This is a genomic window from Mariniflexile sp. AS56 (genome assembly GCF_030552475.1).
Lineage (GTDB): Bacteria > Bacteroidota > Bacteroidia > Flavobacteriales > Flavobacteriaceae > Mariniflexile.
Genome location: NZ_JAUPED010000012.1, coordinates 90,274 through 115,026 on the forward strand (window position 1 = coordinate 90,274; position 24,753 = coordinate 115,026).

Consider the following 24,753-nt stretch of genomic DNA (forward strand, 5'->3'; position numbering starts at 1 on the left):
TAAAGATGAAAAAACAGATATACATACTTGCAAGCCTTTTATTAGTTAGTGGAATAGCACTAGCGCAAAAAGGAAATATAAAACGAGCCAATAAGCTTTTTGAAATGAGAGCTTATGTTGAAGCTGCGGAAATGTACGAAACCAAAGATCGAACCCAAGAAGTACTTCAAAATTTAGGGGATAGTTATTATTACAACGCACACCTTCAAAAGGCCATTAAGACCTATAGAGAGCTGTTTGTTAATTATGGCGACTCTATAGATATCGAGTTTCATTTTAGATACGGGCAGGCCTTAAAAGGCGTTCAAAACTATAAAGAGGCCGATGCGCAATTAAGCAGGTATTACAATAAAAAGATAAATACCGCTGCTTTTATGGAGTTAACAGATAAAACGACACCTCATACGTTTCAGTTAGCAAAAATAGCAAATGAAACATCTACCAATAGCGACTTTGGTTTAACGTTTTATGGGGATGATAAAGTGGCTTTCGCTTCTACTAGAAACACCGAAAATCCGTCGTATTCTTGGAATAATTTACCGTATTTAGATCTGTATTCAGGCACCTTATCAGATGCTGGAGTTTTAGAAAATGTTGTTCCTTTTTCAGATGAAATCAATACAGATTTTCACGAAAGTAATGCCACGTTCAGTGCCGATGGGAATACCATGTATTTTAATAGAACCAGAAGTACCCGAACTAAAACGGAAGAAGAACGTATTGCACATATTCAAATTTTTAAAGCTGAATTAGTAGATGGCACTTGGACGCATGTACAAGAATTACCATTCAATTCTAATACTTACAGTTGTGAACACCCTGCGCTAAGTAAAGATGGTAAAACGCTTTATTTTGCGAGTGATATGCCAGGAACCCTAGGGAGTTTTGATATTTATAAAGTATCTGTTAATGATGATGGTACTTACGGAACCCCAGAAAATTTAGGTGCAAAAGTGAATACTAAACACCGCGAGCAGTTTCCATTTATAAGCGATTTAGATGTATTGTATTTTGCTTCAGATGGTCATTTAGGTTACGGTGGGTTAGATGTTTTTAGAAGTAATTCTGTAAACGGAAGCTTTGATAAACCTGTTAATTTAGGAGCTAGCATTAATAGTAATTTAGATGATTTTGCATATTCTATAAGAGAAAAGGACAATAAAGGCTTTGTAACTTCAAATAGAAGTGGCTTTGATAGGTTGTTTGGTTTCGCAAGAGAAGAAAACATTTTAACCAAGTATTTGGTTGAAGGTGTAGTGCAAGATAAAAATAGTCAAGAATTACTTTCAGGAACCTTAGTTACTTTATTTGATGATGCTGGAAATGTGCTACAAGATTCTATTGTAGGTTCAAAAGCAGACTATTTATTTAAAATTGAACCAAATAAAAAGTATAAAATTCGAGGAACGCGTAAAGCTTATATTCCGCAGGACGTAGAATTTTCAACCGATAGTAAAGGAAAAATTCAGCATAACATTTATTTAATTTTAGAATCGTTTGCCGATGCTGAAGAGCGTGTGAAACAAAACGAAAAAGGTGAAGTGCAAGTAGAATTAGATAAAATTTATTTTGATTTTGATAGATCTAAAATTCGTAAAGACGCTGCCATTACTTTAAATGTGCTGGTAGATTTAATGAAAAAATACCCATCTATGGAAATTGAAGTATCTGCACATACCGATGCGCGTGGTAACGACCAGTATAATTTAAAACTGTCTAAACGTCGTGCGGCTTCAACTTTAGAGTATTTAGTAAGTAAAGGCATCGAGCGAAACCGATTAAAAAGTATTGGTTATGGTGAAATGCAACCACTTAATGAATGTATGAAGGAAGGTATTTGTAAAGATGAGGAGTACGACATAAACAGACGTTGTGAGTTTACAATCTTGAATTAACTTCATTCCTGTGAAAATAGGAATCTCAAAATAAATTATCTACTAAGCCTTTCCTTTTTGGGAAAGGCTTTTTGTTTATATTTGCTTTTAATGTTATTCCATAGTTTAAACTTCGTGAAGTCGTAGTAAACTCATGGAACCACTTTACTGAAATCTTTAAGTAATAAAAAGATTCCTGCTTTCGCGGGAAGTAGCTATGAACGAAAACCTAGACCCAACAAACGAAAATTTTTCTCCAGAAGAATTAGACGTCGAAAAGAAGTTAAGACCCTTGTCTTTTGATGATTTTGCGGGGCAAGACCAAGTATTGGAGAACCTTAAAGTTTTTGTTCAAGCAGCGAATTTACGAGACGAAGCCTTAGATCATACCTTGTTTCATGGTCCTCCTGGATTAGGAAAAACCACACTGGCTCATATTCTAGCAAACGAACTCAATGTTGGTATTAAAATAACATCAGGCCCTGTCTTAGACAAACCAGGTGATTTAGCAGGCTTGTTAACCAATCTTGATGAGCGCGATGTGTTATTTATTGATGAAATACACCGATTAAGTCCCATTGTAGAAGAGTATTTATACTCGGCCATGGAGGATTTTAGGATTGATATCATGATAGAGTCTGGTCCAAATGCGCGTTCGGTTCAAATAAATTTAAATCCGTTTACACTTGTTGGAGCAACCACACGCTCGGGGTTGTTAACATCGCCTATGCGTGCTCGTTTTGGTATACAAAGTCGTTTACAGTATTATAATACCGAATTATTATCAACCATTGTGCAGCGAAGTGCTTCTATTTTAAATGTACCAATTTCAATGGAAGCTGCTATAGAAATAGCAGGAAGAAGTAGAGGTACACCACGTATTGCCAATGCACTATTGCGTCGCGTACGTGATTTTGCCCAAATAAAAGGCAATGGAAGCATTGATATTAAAATTGCAAAATATGCTCTAGAAGCATTGAATGTAGATGCTTTTGGTTTGGATGAAATGGATAATAAAATATTAACCACCATCATAGAAAAGTTTAAAGGGGGCCCTGTTGGTATATCTACTATAGCAACTGCAGTAAGTGAGAGTTCCGAAACTATAGAGGAAGTTTACGAACCCTTTTTAATACAACAAGGTTTTATTATGCGAACCCCTCGTGGGCGCGAAGTAACCGAGTTAGCCTATAAGCATTTAGGAAAAATAAAAGGACCTATACAAGGTGGGCTATTCTAAATTCACCTGTTAATAAATTTTTTCGTACATTTATCATTCTTCCTTTCTAAATTATTTAGCGCAAATAACTTAAATTTTTAAGATTATGCCAATATATATGGATTTTCATGTTTTCCCTGGGGTGACCGTCGAGGATGTGAAAAAAGCGCATATTGCTGACCTTAAAACGCAAGATAAGTATAATGTTAAGTACCATCAATTTTGGGTAAATGAAGAAGCTGGAACCGTATTTTGTTTAATGGAAGGGCCTACCTCTAAAGCATGTTCTGATGTACATAATGAAGCTCATGGAGGTGTTGCTTGCAATATTATTGAGGTTGAAACAGGATTGGTTGATTTGTTTTTAGGAAATAATCAAACCGTTCAACATGGAGTAGTTTATACTAAAGAAGGTGAAGTTGACTCTGGTTTGCGTTATATTTTCGTTCTGGACATTATAGCAAAAACTACATTGATTGATCATAGTAATCTTTCAAAATTTATTTTTCCACAGAAACCACGGCATGAAGCTAGAAAATTAATTGCTAACTATGCTGGAAAAGAGATAAAAAATCTTAAAGATGATAGCATTCTGGCGGTATTTGAAACACCAAACGATGCATTGGAGTGCGCATTGAAAGTCCAAGAGATATTCACTTATAAAAGGAATGCGAAGGAATGGGATATTAATTTTAAAATAGGTCTCTGCGAAGGACAACCCGTAACCATGAATGATAGTTTGTTTTCTGACGCCATAGATTTTGCTAAATGGTTAAGCTTGATGGCATCAGATAGGGAAATTATCGTGTCTCATGATATTAAAAAATTAAGTGACTTTCAAAAACTTTGCAAGAATAACGTTTTGGTTAAAATTGTAAATAAGAAACAGCAGAAATTTATTGAAAACTTCTGTAGATATGCCGAAACCAATTTATCTAACGAAAAATTTTCCGTAAAATCATTAAGCGAAGAAATTGGCGTTAGCCGGCCACAACTTTATAGAAAAGTAAAATCGATTTCAGGACGCTCTCCCCAAAATTTTATACAAGATTTAAAAATGCGTAAAGCCTTGTTTCTGCTAAAAGGTAAAAATTTTAATATCTCTGAGGTTGCTTACGAAGTAGGTTATGGCGATCCTGCCTATTTTTCAAAATGTTTTTCTGAAAAATATGGCTTTGCGCCTTCAAAAATTTCATAAATATTATATAAGCAAGTTAATTCTTCTTTGGAAATGAATCAAAACTCAAAGGTTTTGAACGATTTATATTCTATGGAAGTTGTCTTCAATCGGTAATTTAGTAATGTGAAATTTAAATGGTTTCATGTTAACTAATTTATTCATTAAAAACCACAAGATCCATGGAGCAAGCAATTAAACAACTTAAAAGTTCAATCAAGGGTACAATTACATTGCCCCATGATTCTAATTACGACGAAGTCAGATCAATCTATAATGCCATGATTGATAAACGACCTGCTATTATAGTAAAGTGTCAAAGTACTGATGATATTATAAGTGCGGTAAAATTTGCTAAAAAAAACAACCTTGAAGTATCAATAAGAAGTGGCGGCCATAACGGCGCTGGTTTGGCCTTGGTTGAAAATGGCTTGGTCATTGATCTTTCTGAAATGAAAGAAATAACTATTGACGCTTCAACTAAAACCGCCATCGTACAATCTGGAAACACGCTAAAAGATGTCGATGCGGCCACTCATGAATATGGTTTGGCATTACCAAGTGGTATTATTGGAACCACAGGTGTGGGCGGTTTAACACTTGGAGGCGGCATGGGGTATTTAAGTAGAAAGGCTGGGTTGACAATTGATAACTTATTAGAATGCAAAGTAGTGCTTGCTTCTGGCGAACTTGTAACTGCAAATAAGGATGAGAATACTGATCTGTTTTGGGGGTTGCGCGGCGGCGGCGGCAATTTTGGTGTCGTGGTTGATTTTAAATTTAAATTGATAGATATCAAAAATGTATATGCTGGCCCTATGTTTTGGCCCATAGAAAAAGCCAATGAAGCCATGCGGTTCTACGATAATTTTACAAAAAACGCTTCCAATGATTTATATGGTTTCTTTGCCTTTTTAATTGTGCCGCCGGCAGCACCTTTTCCAGAACACCTATGGAATAAAAATGTATGTGGCGTCGTGTGGAACTATACAGGACCTATTGATAAAGCTGAAGAAGTCTTTAAACCCATTCGTGAATTTGGACCAGCAATTCTTGATTTTGTAGGTGAAATTCCAATGCCCGCTTTAAATGGGATGTTCGATGGCTTGTATTCACCAGGGTTGCAATGGTATTGGAGAGCACATTATATCAAAGAGTTGACGCCGGAATGTATCAAAGTAAATATCGAACACGGTTCAAAAATCCCAACCATGCACTCCACCACACATTTTTATCCTGTGGATGGTGCTTGCCATAATGTTTCAAACAAGGAAACGGCATGGTCTAATCGAGAGGCACGCTGGGCACAAGTTATTGTGGGCGTAGATCCAGATCCAGAAAACGCAAACAAAGTAACAAATTGGTGTAAAAATTATTTTGATGCCTTAACACCTCATGCCATGGGAGGCGCTTACGTAAATTTTATGATGAACGAAGGTCAAGAGCGCGTAAAAGCAGCCTACAAGAATAATTATGAACGTTTGGTGGAAATTAAATTGAAATATGATCCAGAAAACTTCTTTCATGTGAATCAAAATATCATACCTAGATAAACCATTATGAAGGATAAGTTGATATTTTGTGATTAATCTTTTTTCTTAGTATAAGTCGTATTTTATAAAAAATATTACAGATTATATTACTTTCGTATTGTGGAGAACAAACAATATTATTCGCAACTTATAAAAACCGAAGCCAAACGCCTCGGTTTTTTGTCTTGTGGTGTTAGTAAAGCGGAATTTTTAGAAGAAGAGGCGCCTCGACTTGAAAAATGGTTAAACAAGAACATGCATGGGCAAATGCAGTACATGGAAAACCATTTTGATAAACGGTTGGATCCAACTAAATTGGTGGAAGATTCAAAGTCTGTTATTTCATTATTATTGAATTACTATCCAGAAGAAGCACAAACAGAAAATAGTTTTAAGCTTTCTAAATATGCTTACGGAACGGATTATCACTTTGTTATAAAAGACAAGCTTAAATCGCTTTTAAATTTCATTCAAGAAGAAATTGGAGAGGTTCACGGAAGGGCTTTTGTAGATTCGGCACCTGTGTTAGATAAAGCTTGGGCAGCAAAATCGGGCCTAGGGTGGATTGGAAAACATAGTAATTTACTAACGCAACAAGTCGGCTCATTTTATTTTATAGCGGAGTTAATTGTCGATTTAGATTTGGAATATGATTCCATTACAACCGACCACTGTGGTACCTGTACAAAGTGTATTGATGCCTGTCCAACACAGGCTATCACCGAGCCTTATGTTGTAGATGGCAGTAAATGTATTTCCTATTTTACTATAGAACTAAAAGAAAATATCCCAACGGAATTTAAAGGTCAGTTTAACGATTGGATGTTTGGCTGTGATGTTTGCCAAGATGTATGCCCTTGGAATCGGTTTTCAAAACCTCATAAGGAACCCTTGTTTAATCCGCACCCCGAATTACTTTCTATGACCAAAAAAGATTGGGACGAGATTACGGAAGATGTTTTTAGAAAAGTGTTTAAAGACTCGCCTGTAAAACGGACTAAATTTTCAGGATTAAAGCGAAATATTGACTTTTTGAAATAGTACGTGAATATTTTTAGGAACCGTAAAAATAAATAAATCTGATGCGAATAAGATTGATGTTTTATGGACAAACAAAAACGATTCAGCATACCTTAAAGTAAATTTTTACACTAAATCGTTTCAAATTCATTACACAGAAAATGGCAGTCTAAAGCAATAAAATTTTAAAAGCTTGTAGGCTAAGCTTAAAATAGATTATCTTGCTATGTAAAAAAATATTTATGATACCTCCAAATATACCTGATAATGAGAAGGAAAGAATTAAAAACTTGTACTCCTATTCCATATTGGATACACTGCCAGAAGCGGATTATGATAATTTAACAACTATCGCAGCTGAATTATGTGGAACGCCAATTTCATTAATTAGTATTATAGACGATAAGCGACAATGGTTAAAAGCACATCATGGTTTAGATATGCCTGAAACTTCTAGAGAATATGCTTTTTGTGCGCATGCTATAAATGAATCTAGTGACGTGTTTATTGTTCCTGATTCCAGGTTGGATGATCGATTTCATGATAACCCTTTAGTAATAGGAGATCCGCTTATTGTTTTTTATGCTGGCGTTCGCTTGGTAACAAAAGAAGGGTATTCTTTAGGGACCTTGTGTGTTATCGACCAAAAGCCTAACATCTTAAGTGAAAGCCAAATTAGTTCTTTAAAAGCACTTTCAAGTCAGGTGATGAATTTATTGGAATTGCGTAAAAACAAATTATTATTAGAGGAAACGTTAAAAGATCTTGAAGAAAAAAATGAAGCTTTAGAGCGGTTTGCTATTATTGCGGCGCACGATCTTAAATCGCCGTTATTGAACATTACGAGTTTGGCCGAACTTTTTCTAGAAGAATACGGTGTAAACGTAGATGTGAGTGGTGTTGAAATGCTCAAATTAATAATTAGCGCGTCTGATAGTCTTGCTGGTTTAATTGAGGGTTTACTCAGTTATAGCCGAAGCGAAAGTGTTTTAAAAGAAAAAACAGTGCGTATCGATTTACTAAGTTTGAAAAATGAAATTGCCGATTTATTTCGTTCAGAATATCATTTTAATATGACACTAAATTCTTCATTAACCACTATCTCGGTAAACAAAACGGCTATCAGTCAAGTTTTAATTAATTTGGTTGCTAACGCTATAAAACATAGTGATAAAGATTTAGTTGATATTGAATTAGGTGTTTCTGAATCTGGTTTATATTACGAGTGTTATGTTAAAGATAATGGCCCTGGGATTGCTTCAAAATATCAAGAAAAAATATTTAAGATTTTTGAAAAAATTAAGGCAAATGATAAATTTGGGCAACCAAGTAATGGCATTGGCTTGGCTACAGTAAAGAAAATAGTTGGCAAATTAGGGGGTTCCATTACTTTGGAGTCTGAACTTGGTCAAGGCGCTAAATTTATTTTCACCTTAGAGAAATAAATAAGAATGCCCAACGCGTATTCATTATAAAAGCCTGTTAGAATTTCGAAATCACTTAAATGAGTTGCTATTTGTGGGTGTAAAATCCTGAATTAACAAAAGATAGTAGGGTCTGCAAAAGGTTCTTCATTTCCTTTCAAAGAACAGGTGTTTTCCGTAAAAAGAATGGTGTTATCAACAATATGATTATTATCTTTGTTCGATTAGCTAACTAATTATTCTTATGAGCGAAGAAAGCAAACGTAGAGAAGCACTTATATATCACGCAAAACCTACTCCAGGTAAAATTAAAGTAGTTCCAACAAAAAAATACTCAACCCAACGCGATTTGTCGCTTGCCTATTCACCAGGTGTAGCAGCGCCATGTTTGGAGATTGAAAAAGATAAAAATAACGCCTATAAATACACAGCCAAAGGAAATTTGGTTGCCGTAATATCAAACGGTACTGCGGTATTGGGCTTAGGTAATATTGGTGCATTGGCAGGGAAACCTGTTATGGAAGGTAAAGGTTTGTTATTTAAAATATTTGCGGATATTGATGTGTTTGATATTGAGGTAGATACCGAAAATGTTGAAGAATTTATTGCAACCGTAAAAAACATAGCACCTACTTTTGGGGGTATTAACTTAGAAGATATCAAAGCTCCTGAAGCGTTCGAAATTGAACGTCGTTTAAAGGAAGAATTGGATATTCCGGTAATGCACGACGATCAACATGGTACAGCCATCATATCGGCAGCAGCATTAATAAATGCCGTTGAAATTACAAATAAGAAACTAGACGAAGTTAAGATTGTAATTAGTGGTGCTGGTGCAGCAGCTATTTCTTGTTCGCGTTTGTACCAAGCATGTGGTGCAAAACGTGAAAATATGGTGATGCTGGATAGTAAAGGTGTTATTAGAGATGATCGTGAAAACTTATCGTCTGAAAAAGCCGAATACGCCACACATAGAAAAATAGATACGCTTGATGAAGCTATGGTTGATGCCGACGTATTTATTGGATTATCTATGGCTAATATTGTGTCGCCAGCGATGTTGCTTTCAATGGCTAAAGACCCGATTGTGTTTGCAATGGCTAATCCAGATCCAGAAATAAAATACGAATTAGCGATAGCAACTCGTAAAGATATTATCATGGCTACGGGAAGAAGTGACCATCCTAACCAGGTTAACAATGTACTTGGATTCCCATTTATATTCCGTGGTGCACTAGATGTGCGTGCTACTAAAATTAATGAAGAAATGAAAATGGCGGCTGTACACGCGTTGGCAAGATTAGCTAAAGAGTCGGTGCCAGAACAAGTTAATGTAGCTTATGGGGAAACCAGATTAACATTTGGTAAAGAGTATATCATTCCAAAACCATTCGATCCGCGTTTAATTGCTGAAGTACCACCAGCTGTAGCAAAAGCAGCCATGGAAAGTGGTGTTGCTAAAGAACCTATCTTAGATTGGGAAAAGTATAAAGATGAATTAAGAGAGCGTTTAGGTAATGATAACAAGCTTATTAGGTTGTTATTTAACCGTGCAAAACTAGACCCGAAACGTGTTGTTTTTGCGGAAGCAGATCAACTTGCCGTTGTGAAAGCAGCTCAAATAGTTTATGAGGAAGGTATTGCAATTCCTATTTTACTAGGGCGTATTGAAACGATTAAAGAGTTGATGGCAGAAGTTGAATTTGATGCCGATATACTTATAATCGACCCTAAAACAGAAGAAGAAAACGAGCGTAAAAACAAATATGCTAAAGTATATTGGGAACAACGTAAACGTCGTGGCGTAACTTATTACTCGGCACAACGTTTAATGAGAGAGCGTAACTATTTTGCCGCTATGATGGTGAATGAAGGAGATGCTGATGCCTTAATTTCTGGGTATTCTAGAAATTATCCATCGGTTGTAAAACCTATGTTAGAGCTTATTGGTATGGCAAAAGGCACATCGCGTATTGCAACTACGAATGTGATGATGACGAAACGTGGGCCATTATTCTTAAGTGATACCTCTATAAATATTAGTCCAACAGCTAGAGAGCTTACCAAGATTGCACAAATGACCTCGCAAGTGGTTAAAATGTTTGGTATGGATCCGGTTACGGCTATGATTTCGTATTCAAATTTCGGGTCGTCTTCAAATGAAAATGCAACGAAAGTACGTGAAGCTGTTTCTCATTTACACCGTTATTATCCAGAAATGGTTGTAGACGGAGAGCTTCAAACGGATTTTGCATTAAATCCAGAGATGCTGCAAGAGAAATTTCCGTTTTCAAAGTTGGTTGGTAAAAAGGTAAATACCTTGATTTTTCCAAATTTAGATTCGGCAAATATCACCTATAAATTATTGAAAGAATTAAATGAGGCCGTATCTATTGGCCCAATCATGATGGGAATGCGCAAGCCGGTGCATATACTTCAATTAGGTGCGAATGTAGACGAAATTGTAAATATGACAGCCATTGCGGTTATCGATGCTCAGCAAAAGGAAAAGCTAGAATTGGGAAAGGAAAATTCTAAGTAATCTCGTTGAGAATAAATTTATTACATTTGGTCGATTAACGAATTGCTATAGATGATCACACATATTCAAGGAAAACTTGTAGAGAAAAACCCAACCGATGTTGTAATAGATTGTAATGGTGTTGGCTACATGCTAAATATTTCATTACATACTTACTCTCAAATTCCCGAAGGTGAGCATTTAAAATTGTTTACACACCTTCAGGTAAAAGAGGATTCGCATACACTATATGGGTTTTCCTCATTAGCCGAACGCGAAATTTTCAGGTTATTAATTTCTGTTAGTGGTATTGGTGCGAGTATTGCACGCACCATGCTATCTTCATTAACGCCAAAACAGGTTATTGAAGGTATTGCTAGTAGTGACGTTGCTTTAATTCAAAGTATAAAAGGTATTGGCGCTAAAACAGCCCAACGTGTTATTATAGATTTGAAAGATAAGGTCTTAAAGATTTATGATATTGATGAAGTTTCTGTCGCAAAAGGCAATACCCATAAAGATGAAGCGTTATCTGCTTTAGAAGTGCTTGGGTTTGTTAGGAAACAAGCAGAACGTGTTGTGGAAAAAATTGTTTCGGCGCAACCAGATGCCAACGTAGAGACTATTATTAAACAAGCTTTAAAAAATTTATAATAGATTTTGAATATAACCAACCTCAATTTTTATATATCCATTAAAAATAGCACTGCCTTAGTTTTTGTGCTTTTGTGTTCTTTGGCTGCTTGGTCGCAACAGCCAATACCTCAAGATTCGGTTAAAACGGGTTTCAATTTAGGAAGTATTAAAACACCAAATCCTAATAGTATTGAATCTAAATACACCTATGACGCTGTTACAGATCGCTACATTTATACAGAAAAAATAGGAAGTTTTAATATCAATTATCCTGTTATCTTAACGCCTAAAGAGTATTACGCTTTAGTAGCAAGAGAAAGTGTAAAAGACTATTACAAGGAAAAAATAAGCGCTTTTGATGGTAAAAAGAATGGGGCCGATGATGCTCAAAAAAATCTATTGCCAGAGTTTTATGTAAAGTCAGATTTTTTCGAATCTATATTTGGAAGTAATACCATTGAAGTCGTTCCTCAAGGTTCTGTAGAAATGGATTTAGGGATGCTTTTTTCAAAACAAGATAACCCATCATTTTCACCAAAAAACAGAAGTAATTTCACGTTCGATTTTGATCAACGTATTAGTTTAAGTTTATTAGGTAAAGTGGGAACACGGCTTCAAGTAACAGCCAATTATGACACCCAATCGACCTTCGATTTTCAAAACCTTATCAAATTAGAATACACACCAACCGAGGATGATATCATTCAAAAAATAGAAGTTGGTAATGTAAGCATGCCTTTAAATAGTTCACTAATTACTGGTGCACAAAGTTTATTTGGTGTAAAAGCCCAATTGCAGTTCGGGAAAACGACGGTAACAGGGGTGTTTTCTGAACAGAAATCGCAGGCCAATACCGTGGTTGCTCAAGGTGGTGGTACTTTAGAAGATTTCGAATTGTTTATTAGAGATTATGATGAAAATCGCCATTTCTTCTTAGCTCAGTATTTTAGAGACACTTATGATAAGGCCTTAGAAACCTATCCGTACTTAAATAACAAAGGTTTACAAATTACAAGAATTGAAGCTTGGGTTACTAACAGAAGTAATAAAACAGACAATGTTAGAAATGTGGTGGCATTACAAGATATTGGTGAATCTGATCCTGAAAAAGTAGGTTCGGCAGTAACTATTACAGCAGCGCCATCAGCATATCCAAACAATAAAAATAATGCTTTCGACCCAACAAATATTAACGGAAGCGGTTCACAACTTACTTCGGCTGTAAGAGATGTCGCTACGGTGCAATCTGGTATCACGGTGCCAAGTGTGCGAGAAGGTTTTGACTATGCGAAGTTAGAAAACGCCAGAAAGTTAGTGAGTGGTCAAGAATATATTTTGAACACACAGTTGGGGTATATCTCCTTAAACCAGCGATTGAATAATGATGAGGTATTAGCTGTCGCTTTCCAATATACTTTGGGAGGGAAAGTTTACCAAGTAGGTGAATTTGCCAACGATGGTGTGGATGCAACGAATGTAACTACCAATAGTTCGGGGCAGGTAACAGATGTAGTGAATAGTAATTTAATACTTAAGTTAATAAAAAGTAGTATCACCAATGTAAACCAACCTGTTTGGGATTTGATGATGAAAAATATCTACGATACGGGTGCTTATAATTTAAGCTCAGATGATTTTAAACTGAATATATTCTATAACGAAGCGTCGCCTTTAAACTTTATAAAACCCGTAGGTACTACAGCGTTTCCAGCTCCTGGAACTAATGAAGATCCTTTGGATGAAACACCTTTGTTACGCGTGTTCAGTTTAGATAAGTTGAATTATAATAACGACCCACAATCTAAAGGAGATGGTTTTTTCGATTATGTAGAGGGTATCACAGTACTATCACAAACCGGAAAAATTATTTTTCCAAGTGCAGAACCTTTTGGGGAATACCTGTTTAAAACATTAGCGCTTGGTGGAAGTGAAGATTATAATGAGAGTACTACATACAATGAAAATCAAGCAAAGTACGTGTACGATGTGCTGTATAAAGAAACCAAAACTAAAGCATTAGAAGCGGTTGAAAAAAATAAATTCAAATTAAAAGGACGTTATAAATCTAGTGGAGGCGACGGTATTCCTATCGGGTCTTTTAACGTGCCAAGAGGTTCGGTTCGTGTTACCGCAGGTGGTCGTGTTCTGGTTGAAGGGATTGATTATACGGTGAATTATCAGTTAGGTCGTGTTCAAATTTTAGATGAAGCTTTAAAAGCCTCTAATACGCCTATTGAGGTTTCTACCGAGAATAACGCGGTGTTTGGTCAGCAAACCAAACGTTTTACGGGTATTAATGTAGAACATAAATTTAACGAGAACTTTGTATTAGGCGGTACGCTTTTAAACTTAAACGAGCGCCCTATAACACAAAAAGCAAATTACGGAACAGAGCCTATCAATAATACCATTTTTGGTTTTAATGGGAATTATTCAACCAAAGTGCCTTTCTTAACTAGATTAGCCAATGCTTTACCAAATATAGATACCGATGTGGAATCTAATTTATCGGTGCGTGGTGAATTCGCTTATTTAGCTCCAGGGTCTCCAAAGGGGACGAGCCTAAAAGGGGAAGCAACATCGTATGTTGATGATTTTGAAGGGACTCAAAACTCCATCGATTTAAAATCGCAACAGTCTTGGTTTTTGTCTAGTAGACCATTGGATTTAACTGGATCTCCTGGTGATGATGCAAACGGAATTCAAAATGGTTATGGTCGTGGTATGCTAAACTGGTATAATATCGATCCTATATTTTATACAAGTCAGCGACCAAACGGAATTTCAGATAATGATGTGTCTAGTTTATATACCAGTCGTGTTTTTATAAAAGAATTGTTTCCTGATAGAGATTTGGTACAAGGGCAAAACACGGTTTTAAATACTCTAGATTTAGCTTATTATCCAACGGAAAGAGGACCTTATAACTTTGATCCTGCCACTACGAATGATGTTATTAGCAATCCGGCATCTTCTTGGGCAGGTATAACAAGACAGTTAACTTCAACCGATTTTGAGCAACAAAATGTTGAATATATCGAGTTTTGGTTGCAAGATCCGTTTCAAGAAAATACATCCAACCCGGGTGGGAAATTAGTATTCAATCTTGGTAATATTTCAGAAGATATTATTAAAGATGGTAGAAAAATGTACGAGAATGGCTTGCCAAAAGATGGGAATATCGATTTGCTTCCTGTAACGGCTTGGGGTACTGTGATTCCTCAAAACCAATCTTTAGTATATGCTTTTGATACTACAGGGGAAGAGCGTACCAACCAAGATGTGGGTTATGATGGGTATGATGATGCGGAAGAAGCGGCTAAATTTGGAGCTAATTTTGGTAGTGACCCTGCAAGAGATAACTATGCTTACTTTTTAAATGTAGACGGAAATATTTTCGATCGTTATAAAAAATACAATGGGGTTGAGGGGAACACACCAGATACTTTTTCGAATACCGATAGAGGTGCAAATACACAACCAGACGTAGAAGACATCAATCGTGATAATACCATGAACACGATTGATAGCTATTTCGAATATGAGTTGCCAATTACCAGACAAAATTTACCAACTTCGAAAGGAGATTTTGATAATTTATCGACTTCTAATAATCCATTAAAAGAATATTTAGTCGATTTTAAAGATAGACCACGTGCACTTCCAAATGGACAAAGCCCGAATGTAAGATGGTATTTGTTTAGAATTCCAGTACAAGGAAGCCTAGCAAAACCTGTTGGAGGTATTTCCGATTTAAGGTCGGTGCGATTTACGCGTTTATTTCTTAAAGAATTTACAGATCCTACGGTATTCCGTTTTGGAACTTTAGATTTGGTAAGAAGTGAATGGAGACGTTATACACAAACCTTAGAAGTTGGTAAGGATAACCCTGATGATGATAATACAGAGTTTTCAGTAGGTGTTATTGGTACTTTAGAAAATGAAGGTAGTTACGAACGACCTCCAGGAATTGAGCCCGAAGAGCTGTTTAATAACAATACGGTTGTTCAGCAAAACGAACAATCTTTAGTTGTTAATGTATGTGATTTAGAATCGCAAGATTCTAGAGGTGTTTATAAAAACATCAATTTAGACATGCGTCAATATAAACGTTTAAGAATGTTTATGCACGCAGAGGCTGAAGGAACAGGAGTGCCTACTTCAAATGATGTTGTAGGTTTTGTGCGTATGGGTAATGACCTTACAGAGAACTACTATCAAATAGAAATTCCTTTAGTGTTAACAGGTGTTGATGAATCTGAAGTTTGGCCAGAAGAAAACGAGATTAATTTACCTATAGATATTTTAGGAAAAATTAAAGCCTTGGAAATTGCTAATCCAACATTGCCAAGTGAAAAACAGAAGTTTTATGATGTAGTTGATGGGAAATTAGTAGACACACCGGTTGATGAGTTTTCTGAGTATACCATAGGGCAACATCGTGTTACAATAAAAGGAAATCCTAATTTCGGTGACATTAGAACCTTGATGGTGGGTGTGAAAAATGGGATTGAAAATGGGTTTAATGATGCGCCTCCAACGGCATCACCAGTTTGTGCCGAAGTATGGTTTAACGAATTGCGATTATCTGATATGGATAACGAAGGTGGTTGGGCTGCTGTGTTAAGTTTAGATACCAATATTGCCGATTTCATGAACATCAGCGCTACAGGTAGACAAAGTACTTCTGGGTTTGGTAGTATCGAGCAAGGTCCTAGCCAACGTAGTTTGGAAGATGTGAAGCAGTATGATGTGGTAACGAATATTAATGTTGGACAGTTATTGCCAAAAACATGGGGGATTCAAGTGCCTTTTAATTATGGACAAAGTGAAGAACTCATCACGCCTAAATACGATGCGTTTTATAAAGATTTAACTTTAGATTCTCGATTGGATGCAGCGAGTTCGAATGCAGATCGTGAATCTATCAAAGAACAATCGGAAGATTATACAAAACGCCAAAGCATCAATTTTATAGGGGTTAGAAAATCGAGAACCACCGATGCTAAACCGCGTTTCTACGATGTGGAGAATGTGACTTTAAACTATTCATATAATAAAGTAGAACATAGAGATTTTGAAATTGAAAATGCCTTAAACAAAACGGTACGTGTTGGTGCTAATTATGCCTTCAACTTCAATCCTATAAAAGTGGAGCCTTTCAAAAAGAATGATTCCTTATTTACGGGTAAATATTGGAAGCTTTTAAAAGACTTTAATGTGAATTTATTGCCAACAAGTTTCTCGGTAAATTCAGATATTAATAGACAATTCAACAGACAAAAATTTAGAGAAGTCGATCTTACAGGAGGTAGTATTGGTATTGAAGAATTATTTAGAAGAAACTATACCTTCGATTTTCAATACACCATTAATTATAATTTAACGGAATCGTTAAGTTTAAATTTCACGGCTTCTAATAATAATATTGTTCGAAATTATTTTAAAGACAATATTGTAAATGGCGAGCAAGATGAAACTCTAGATGTTTGGGATGGTATTTTCGATTTTGGAGATCCAAACAGGCAATCGCAAAATTTAGGTGTCACCTATCAGCTGCCTATCAATAAAATTCCAACCTTTAGTTTTATAAATGCCACGTACCAATACAGTGGTAATTTCCAATGGCAAAAAGGATCCGATTTATATGGTGAATTGGAGTTAGATGGCAATACCTACGATTTAGGAAACACCATTCAAAATGCCAATACCCACAATATTAATACAACCTTAGATATGAATAGGTTTTATAGATATATAGGTTTGGTAAAGAAACCAATTTCAAGAGTTAGAGCGAGAACATCTAGTCCAGGAGGCCCTCCGGGAGCGGCTCCAAATAAAACGAATCAACCGAAAGCTAAAAACCAATCGGTTACGAAGTTGCTAAATGCAGGAGTTGATATTTTAACAACTATTAAAAGAATTCAGTTTAATTATTCTGAAAATAACGGGATATTTTTACCAGGTTATTTACAAACCCCAGGTTTTGTAGGTACTTTAAAACCAACAACAGGGTTTACATTTGGTAGCCAAAGTGATATTAGAGATTTAGCGGCAAGACGTGGTTGGTTAACCTTGTTTCAAGATTTCAACCAGCAGTATACCACTACCAATACCAAGCAAATGGATTTATCGGCCAGTTTAGAGCCTGTAAAAGATTTGAAGATTGATGTTGTTGGAAATAGAACCTATTATGAAAACTATACTGAAAACTATAGAATTAATGATAATGCAGGGGAATATGAATACGAATCGTTAACACCAAATACCTTTGGTAATTTTAATGTTTCAACCATTTTAATAAAAACAGCCTTTGGTACAAGTGATGAAACCGCATCGGGAGCGTTTAACGATTTTAGATCTAACCGACTTATAATTGCGCAACGATTGGCTCAAGAAAAAGGGGTGGATTTGAGTGATGTTGATGATGAAGGCTATCCTAAAGGGTTTGGTAAAAACAGTCAAGCAGTCTTGTTGCCAGCGTTTTTAGCAGCCTATTCAGGGCAAGATGCCAACAAGGTGAAAACCTCGGCGTTTAGAGATGTGCCCATTCCAAACTGGGATTTAAAATACACCGGCTTTATGAAGTTTGCTTGGTTTAAAAAGAATTTCAAACGTTTTTCATTAACACATGGCTACCGTTCTACATATACTATCAATCAGTTTCAATCTAATTTAGATTATGTACAACCAGATTATAGTGAAGCTTATGATAACCAACCTAGTGAAGTTTTAAACCAATCTGGTAATTACAAAAACGAAACATTGTTTAGTAATATCAACTTAACCGAAATGTTTAGTCCGTTGGTTCGAATCGATTTTGAAATGCAAAACTCGGTTAAAATATTAGCAGAAGTTAAAAAAGATCGTTTATTGTCGCTAAGTTTTGATAATAATTTAATGACGGAAGTGCAAGGAATGGAATACGTAATAGGCTTAGGTTATAGAATTAAAGACTTGCGTATCAACTCTAATTTAGCGGGTCCAAACAAGCGTATTGTGAGCGATTTAAATATGAAGGCGGATATTTCTATTAGAGATAATAAAACCATTATTAGATATTTAGACTTGGAAAATAATCAAGTAACGTCTGGACAAACCATCTGGGGCTTAAAATATTCAGCCGATTATGCGTTTAGTAAAAACTTAACAGGTATCTTTTATTTCGATTATACATTCTCAGAATATGCCATTTCAACAGCATTTCCACAAACAACGGTTCGATCTGGTTTTACCATTCGATATAATTTTGGGAATTAACACATATTATATTTGAATTTAGAATTTGAATAAATACATTTGCGTTGAACTAACTTAAAATAATAAAATGAACATTCCATCAGAATTAAAATATACGAAAGATCACGAATGGGTAAGTATTGAAGGAGACATCGCAACTATTGGTATTACAGATTTTGCACAAGGTGAATTAGGAGATATTGTATATGTGGACGTTGAAACAGTTGACGAAACATTAGAAGCTGAAGAAATTTTTGGCTCGGTAGAAGCAGTAAAAACGGTATCCGATTTATTTTTACCATTAACAGGTGAAATTATAGAGTTTAATACAGCTTTAGAAGACGAACCAGAAAAAGTAAACACAGATCCTTATGGAGATGGGTGGATGATTAAACTGAAATGTTCTGATTTATCGCAAGTAGAAGGCCTTATGTCTGCAGATGATTATAAAGCGCTTGTAGGTGCTTAAGAAGGTCCTGTTTTTAATAAGCCTACTTTATACCGCAGTATTGGCTACGGTTTGCTTAATTAAAATCAAAAAGCTTCCAAGCATGGGAGTATCTTTCGGGGATAAAATATTTCATTTTTTAGCGTATACGGTGCTCGCCTTTTTATGGTATAGCACTTTTTTGAATACCTTTAAGCTTGAAGATAAAAAGGCATTAAGCTATGCTGTACTGTTTTCAATAGCTTTTGGTATAATTATTGAGGTATTGCAAGGGACGGTAACGGCATCGCGATCTGCTGATGTTTATGATGTTATGGCAAATACCATGGGCGTGTTTCTTACAGTGTTAATAGTTTTCATTAATAAATGGATTACTATTAAAAAATAATAAACACTTGCTTATTTGATAAATAAATAGTTATTTTAGCAATCTTGAAAAACAATTAAATTATGGAACCTAAAAAAAATCCTAAAGCAAATGTTGGACGTAACAGTTCACTTTATTTCGCTATTGGTTTAGCGTTAATGTTATTCTTAACAAACTTCGCTATCAATTTCAAAACGTATGACAAAGTAAATGTCGATATAGGTATGGTAAGTATGGATGAAGAATTGGATGAAGAAATTCCAATTACAAATCAATTACAAACACCACCACCACCACCACCACCACCAGCTGCACCAGAAGTAATTGAGGTTGTAGAAGATGAAGAAGAAGTGGTAGAAACTGTTATTGAGTCTACAGAATCTAATCAAGAACAAAAAATTGTAAAGGTTGAAGCTGTAAAAGTAGCACCTTCTATTGAAGAAGATGTTGAGGTTCCTTTTGCTGTTATTGAAAACGTACCAGTATTTCCTGGTTGTGAAGGTGGAGATAACAATGCAAAAAGAAATTGTATGTCTAAGAAAATACAAGATTTTGTAAATAAAAAGTTTAATACAGATTTAGCTGGTGAATTAGGTTTATCAGGAAGACAACGTATTAATGTAATCTTTAAAATAGATAAATCAGGAGAAGTTGTTGGTATTCGTGCAAGAGCACCGCACCCAGGTTTAGAGAAAGAAGCTGCACGTGTTATTGGAATGCTTCCTAAAATGCAACCAGGTAAGCAACGTGGTAAAGCAGTAACTGTACCTTATTCATTACCAATTATTTTTCAAGTACAAGATTAATTTTTCTTAATATAAAGAAGGAATTTTATAATATAAAATCCCGTTACAAAATTTGTAACGGGATTTCTTTTTTTGGTATGCTTATTGAGACTTTATCATAATATTAACATTTAAACTTTAATTATTATGAGTTATCCAAAGAAAACTCACGAACCCATTCGCCAAAATGGAGAAAACGTGAAAAAGTCGCAAAAGCATGATGCAAATTTACGAAAAAACTCAAGTCTTTATTTTCAAATAGGCTTAATTGTTTGCTTACTCGCCGCCTATGGGCTGTTAGAGATGAAATTTGAAAGAGTTCTCCCGAAAGTTGTTGATGCACGTCTACCCGATGAAACCTTCATGGCAGATGTTACCGTGTTTAAACCTGAAGTAGCCATGGTAGAAGAGCCCGTTACACAAAAGGCCAACAAGCCAACAGAACAATTTGTAGAGGTTCCAGATGAAACGCCAGATATTTTTATTGATGTTCCTGAAAAACCAACGACACCAGTAACACAAAGTTTCGATCCGGGTATCGTAACCCTTGCGAAGAAACCAGTGGAGCCAGAAAATGTGCGTTTTGAAACCATCGAACACGTGCCTGTTTACCCAGGTTGCGAGAATAAGAAAACGAATGTCGAAAAACGTAAATGTATGTCTGATAAAATTACGCTTCTCATTCAAAAAAAGTTCAACACCGATTTGGGTAGTGCATTAGGCTTATCTGGAAAGCAAGTAATCCGTACCCAATTTAAAATAGATAAAACAGGTAGGGTGAACGATGTTGAAGTAAGAGGGACGCATCCAGACCTGGAAAAGGAAGCTGCACGTGTTATCAACATCATTCCAGAAATGACACCGGGGAAACAACGTGATAAGAATGTGGGGGTTATTTACACCTTACCAATTATCTTTGAAGTACAAGATTAATTTGAATATAATTTTAAAAGTTAAAAGCCGTTATCTATTCATGGATAATGGCTTTTTTAATAAGCGATTATTAAAAATATAGTATCTTTCTACCCTAAATCCACGTTAACATAAAACTATGAAGCAATTCGTTGTTCTGTTCCTACTTTTTTCAAGCATTTCTATAAGTTCTCAAAATAAGGCTTCTAATGAAAAACCACCTGTCTTTCCTAGTTGTGATAGTTTGACTATAGATGTCCTTCAGCATTGTTTTGACACGAAAGTTTACACCCATATTTACAATACGTTTGAAGTGCCTGAAAAGGTAACAAAAGAAAATTATAAGGGTGAAGTGGTCGTGCTATTTGAGGTGGATACCACGGGGCAATTTAAAGTGCTTTACGTAGAAGCGATGTATGATGCCTTGAAAACCGAGGTGAAACGCGTGTTCTCCATGTTTCCAAAAGTTACACCAGGAACCTATAATGGACGCGCTACCTATACACAGTACACAATACCCATTCGTATCCCTTTGGTTAATCAAACAGTGGCAACACAGAATAGTGAAGCAGAGAACGAGCTAACGAAGTTAGAGCAGCAAGCTGTGGCTGAATTTGATAGTGTGAATGCTTCTTTAAAAGCATTTGAAGATAAAGCGTATTCCAGTCAATTAAATATCCCGTTTGTTCATAGTGATTATGCCAAGTTTGATAGGCAAATGAATAGGATTGGTACCAATAGCCATACCGCATCCAAACCATTCATTTATGAGGATGTTTCAAAGTATTATGATTTTAAAGCTGAAAAAGATAAATTATTAAAGGAAGCCGATTCTTGGGGAAGTAGAAAACTTTGGAATGAACATCTCGTTCAATTACAAGGGCCTGATTATTGGTTTACTATCGATCCTGTTTTCGATTTACAAACGGGAACAGATGCTAATGCCGATTTCAATTCCACCTACAATAACACCCGAGGCGTTTTAATACAAGGTGGTTTGGGAGATAAGCTGAGTTTTTCTGCATCTATTTTTGAAAGCCAAGGCCGCTTTGCCGAGTATGTAAATGACTATGCTGAAAGTTTAAAAGCCTTTGGGCCAGACCCAGCTATTATTCCTGGGCGTGGTATTGCGAAACGTTTTAAAACCGATTCTTATGATTATCCGGTGGCTGAAGCTTACCTGTCCTATGCGCCAGCTAAATTTATAAACGTGCAATTTGGGCATGGTAAAAACTTTATAGGTGATGGGTATCGCTCACTCTTATTAAGTGATGTGGCGAGTCCGCACCCGTTTTTAAAATTAAACACCTCGTTTTGGAAAATTAAATATACCAATACATGGATGTGGTTGAAGGATGTACGTCCCGAGGTAGAAAACGATAAAGCCTTTTTAAGCAAGTACATTGCGAACCATTATTTAAGTTGGAACGTGTCTAGGAAATTAAATATAGGTTTATTCGAGTCGGTATTGTGGACTAATAGTAATGATAGAGGTTTTGATGTAAACTATTTAAACCCCATTATATTTTATAGAGCCATTGAGTTTGAAACAGGTCAAGGTGCAGGTAATGCCATTTTAGGAGCTTCGGCAAAATATAAATGGAACGACCATGTGAATATTTATAGCCAGTTTGTTTTAGATGAATTTTCGCTTAGTGATATAAAAGCAGGAGAAAAAAGTTATAAGAATAAATTCGGATACCAGTTAGGTGTTAAATATTATAATGCCTTTAAGGTTGATAATTTATTGCTTCAGTTTGAATACAATAGAGTGCGCCCTTATACGTATTCGCATAATACCATCGTGTTAAACTATGCGCACAACAACCAGTCGATGGCGCATTTATGGAATTCCAATTTTAGTGAAGCCATAATTATAGGTAGATACCATTATAAGCGTTGGTTTGCAAACGCCAAATTAATTTTTGGAGTTAGAGGATTTGATATTAATGACGGCACAGACAATTTTAGTTATGGTGGCGATATTTACAGAGATTATTTCGATAGACCTTTCGATACCGGTGTTAAAGTAGGTCAAGGTATAAGAACCAATATTTTTAATGGGAACATACAAGCAGGTTATTTAATTAACCCAGCCACCAACTTGAAAATTTTTACAGATATTACCGTTAGAAATTTTAATCCAGAGGCAGAAAATACGACCACTTTTAAAAACAATACCGTTTGGTTTAACTTCGGTATTAGAACCGATTTGTTTAATTGGTATTTTGATTTTTAAAACCATTCCTACGAAAACAAGGATATCATAAATTAAATCTAAAAACTTTATTATTTGGGCGTTACCTGTATCCTAAAACAAGTTCAGGGAGCAGGTCGGGCTATCTATTACGATCTTCTTAAAACGTCATGCCGAGGACGAAGGAATCTGTTAAATTTCAGTTCTTGCCAAAATCATGCTTGGGAAGACGAGATTATAGAGGTGAAAACTGAAAACAAATAAAAAGACACTTATATTTGTAAGTGAATATTTATTAATATATAAATTGGATATAGTTAATTGTCTATATTTAATTGTTGTGGTGCATATCGGGATTCGCGAAAAATCGAACTTAAACAAATGAAAATATACATATTTATATTATTAATCAGCACTAATGTAATTGCTCAAATACAAAAAAAAGACACCTTGTATTTTAGCTATGATGAGAAATATATTTTATTTTCAGATTTCAACGATACAGAAAAGTTTAATTATAAAAAATTTGAACAAAAAGTTGTTAAAAACATAAAATGGACAGGAACTGAAGGTTACTTTTTGTTAAAGAAATTAGATACTTTGTATAATTTGAATCCTAAAAAAATCCATTCTTTGAAAGGTTATGTTGAACAACGTAGCTTCTATTATCCAGGTAAATATAGTAGAACTGTAAACAGAAAAATCTTAAAAGAAAATCTCTTTAACAAATATGTTATATTTATAGTTGATGATAATAATTTCATAAAAATTAGACAACATCCAAATGAAAACATTTATAATTCATATTATCCAATAAAATTCTCTGATGATAAAATAATCACCAAACCTTTAAGAGACACAATATTCATTAAATTTAACAAAAATATATTAACTAGAAAGCAAGACGTAAACGGAAAAAATTATTATTATTTAATAAAAAATTTAGACCAAGATTCGGAGACAACCTACTTTTCGGAACAACAAGAATATCTAAATATTGAGCCAACAGAAATTCTGAATTTACGAGAAATTATTGAAAAATCTGGTGCTTATTACGGTAAAGACAAGTTTAACGACTTTGACTTATTTAATTATTTTTCAAAAGCTGGGTATATTGTGTTTCTTGTTAAAGAAAATAAATGTGTTAAAGTGGAAATTAATAGTGTTATTGAATAAAATACGCACCACAACACAGTATATAATTTATTGCTGGTTTCTTGCCTACTTACGAAAGTCTTCGCGGAATTTCTTTGTCCGTAATTATTTACTAAATTAGTTGCTTGAAACACGCAACAAACCATATACAACAACGTTAGGCGTCATATTGACTTGTCCGGAATAAAGGCTACATAATTTTAAACATTATGTATAAAAATGACAAAGTAATTAGACGTTACAGTGA

15 protein-coding genes are annotated in these 24,753 nt (G+C 35.2%); all 15 read left to right on the forward strand.

Annotated features, from left to right (window positions below; translation table 11 throughout):
• The first annotated feature begins 5 nt into the window (after positions 1 to 5).
• The 15 genes from Q5N74_RS14605 (at position 6) to Q5N74_RS14675 (ending at position 24,527) form a co-directional block, all read left to right on the forward strand.
• Positions 6 to 1,895: an OmpA family protein gene (locus Q5N74_RS14605; RefSeq protein WP_304389661.1), complete on the forward strand. Its 1,890-nt coding sequence runs from the start codon at positions 6 to 8 to the stop codon at positions 1,893 to 1,895.
• Between the two features lie 196 nt (positions 1,896 to 2,091).
• On the forward strand, positions 2,092 to 3,114 hold the full coding sequence (gene ruvB, locus Q5N74_RS14610) for a Holliday junction branch migration DNA helicase RuvB (protein WP_304389662.1): 1,023 nt from the start codon (positions 2,092 to 2,094) through the stop codon (positions 3,112 to 3,114).
• Between the two features lie 85 nt (positions 3,115 to 3,199).
• Positions 3,200 to 4,291, forward strand: a complete 1,092-nt coding sequence (locus tag Q5N74_RS14615) for a nickel-binding protein (RefSeq protein ID WP_304389663.1) — start codon at positions 3,200 to 3,202, stop codon at positions 4,289 to 4,291.
• Positions 4,292 to 4,452: 161 nt separating this feature from the next.
• Positions 4,453 to 5,823, forward strand: a complete 1,371-nt coding sequence (locus Q5N74_RS14620; protein WP_304389665.1) for an FAD-binding oxidoreductase — start codon at positions 4,453 to 4,455, stop codon at positions 5,821 to 5,823.
• 96 nt (positions 5,824 to 5,919) lie between these two features.
• Positions 5,920 to 6,843 (forward strand): tRNA epoxyqueuosine(34) reductase QueG, encoded by a 924-nt coding sequence (gene queG, locus Q5N74_RS14625; RefSeq protein ID WP_304389684.1) that lies wholly within the window; start codon positions 5,920 to 5,922, stop codon positions 6,841 to 6,843.
• A 221-nt stretch (positions 6,844 to 7,064) separates the two neighbouring features.
• The gene (locus Q5N74_RS14630) at positions 7,065 to 8,267 is read left to right on the forward strand and encodes an ATP-binding protein (protein ID WP_304389667.1); all 1,203 of its coding nucleotides are present in this window, start codon (positions 7,065 to 7,067) and stop codon (positions 8,265 to 8,267) included.
• 223 nt (positions 8,268 to 8,490) lie between these two features.
• Positions 8,491 to 10,788: an NADP-dependent malic enzyme gene (locus tag Q5N74_RS14635; protein WP_304389668.1), complete on the forward strand. Its 2,298-nt coding sequence runs from the start codon at positions 8,491 to 8,493 to the stop codon at positions 10,786 to 10,788.
• Positions 10,789 to 10,839: 51 nt separating this feature from the next.
• Positions 10,840 to 11,421 carry a Holliday junction branch migration protein RuvA gene (gene ruvA, locus Q5N74_RS14640; protein ID WP_304389670.1) on the forward strand — a complete coding sequence of 194 codons (582 nt, stop codon included), beginning with the start codon at positions 10,840 to 10,842 and terminating at the stop codon, positions 11,419 to 11,421.
• A 6-nt stretch (positions 11,422 to 11,427) separates the two neighbouring features.
• A complete protein-coding gene (gene sprA / locus Q5N74_RS14645) occupies positions 11,428 to 18,663 on the forward strand; it encodes a cell surface protein SprA (RefSeq protein ID WP_304389672.1) in 7,236 nt (2,411 codons plus the stop codon).
• Between the two features lie 67 nt (positions 18,664 to 18,730).
• Positions 18,731 to 19,111: a glycine cleavage system protein GcvH gene (gene gcvH, locus Q5N74_RS14650; RefSeq protein WP_304389673.1), complete on the forward strand. Its 381-nt coding sequence runs from the start codon at positions 18,731 to 18,733 to the stop codon at positions 19,109 to 19,111.
• 82 nt (positions 19,112 to 19,193) lie between these two features.
• Positions 19,194 to 19,478, forward strand: coding sequence for a VanZ family protein (locus Q5N74_RS14655; protein ID WP_304389674.1), 285 nt, complete (start codon positions 19,194 to 19,196; stop codon positions 19,476 to 19,478).
• A gap of 62 nt (positions 19,479 to 19,540) precedes the next feature.
• On the forward strand, positions 19,541 to 20,263 hold the full coding sequence (locus Q5N74_RS14660; RefSeq protein WP_304389676.1) for an energy transducer TonB: 723 nt from the start codon (positions 19,541 to 19,543) through the stop codon (positions 20,261 to 20,263).
• 126 nt (positions 20,264 to 20,389) lie between these two features.
• Positions 20,390 to 21,175 (forward strand): energy transducer TonB, encoded by a 786-nt coding sequence (locus Q5N74_RS14665; RefSeq protein ID WP_304389678.1) that lies wholly within the window; start codon positions 20,390 to 20,392, stop codon positions 21,173 to 21,175.
• 118 nt (positions 21,176 to 21,293) lie between these two features.
• Complete coding sequence (locus Q5N74_RS14670; RefSeq protein WP_304389681.1) at positions 21,294 to 23,393, forward strand: gliding motility protein RemB; 2,100 nt, start codon at positions 21,294 to 21,296, stop codon at positions 23,391 to 23,393.
• 339 nt (positions 23,394 to 23,732) lie between these two features.
• Positions 23,733 to 24,527 (forward strand): hypothetical protein, encoded by a 795-nt coding sequence (locus Q5N74_RS14675; protein WP_304389683.1) that lies wholly within the window; start codon positions 23,733 to 23,735, stop codon positions 24,525 to 24,527.
• The last annotated feature ends 226 nt before the right edge of the window (positions 24,528 to 24,753 follow it).

Coding starts and splice junctions, on each gene's coding strand:
- Q5N74_RS14605 (WP_304389661.1), top strand. CDS start 6: ATGAAAAAACAGATATACATACTTGCAAGCCTTTTATTAGTTAGTGGA.
- ruvB (WP_304389662.1), top strand. CDS start 2,092: ATGAACGAAAACCTAGACCCAACAAACGAAAATTTTTCTCCAGAAGAA.
- Q5N74_RS14615 (WP_304389663.1), top strand. CDS start 3,200: ATGCCAATATATATGGATTTTCATGTTTTCCCTGGGGTGACCGTCGAG.
- Q5N74_RS14620 (WP_304389665.1), top strand. CDS start 4,453: ATGGAGCAAGCAATTAAACAACTTAAAAGTTCAATCAAGGGTACAATT.
- Q5N74_RS14630 (WP_304389667.1), top strand. CDS start 7,065: ATGATACCTCCAAATATACCTGATAATGAGAAGGAAAGAATTAAAAAC.
- Q5N74_RS14635 (WP_304389668.1), top strand. CDS start 8,491: ATGAGCGAAGAAAGCAAACGTAGAGAAGCACTTATATATCACGCAAAA.
- ruvA (WP_304389670.1), top strand. CDS start 10,840: ATGATCACACATATTCAAGGAAAACTTGTAGAGAAAAACCCAACCGAT.
- gcvH (WP_304389673.1), top strand. CDS start 18,731: ATGAACATTCCATCAGAATTAAAATATACGAAAGATCACGAATGGGTA.
- Q5N74_RS14655 (WP_304389674.1), top strand. CDS start 19,194: ATGGGAGTATCTTTCGGGGATAAAATATTTCATTTTTTAGCGTATACG.
- Q5N74_RS14660 (WP_304389676.1), top strand. CDS start 19,541: ATGGAACCTAAAAAAAATCCTAAAGCAAATGTTGGACGTAACAGTTCA.
- Q5N74_RS14665 (WP_304389678.1), top strand. CDS start 20,390: ATGAGTTATCCAAAGAAAACTCACGAACCCATTCGCCAAAATGGAGAA.
- Q5N74_RS14670 (WP_304389681.1), top strand. CDS start 21,294: ATGAAGCAATTCGTTGTTCTGTTCCTACTTTTTTCAAGCATTTCTATA.
- Q5N74_RS14675 (WP_304389683.1), top strand. CDS start 23,733: ATGAAAATATACATATTTATATTATTAATCAGCACTAATGTAATTGCT.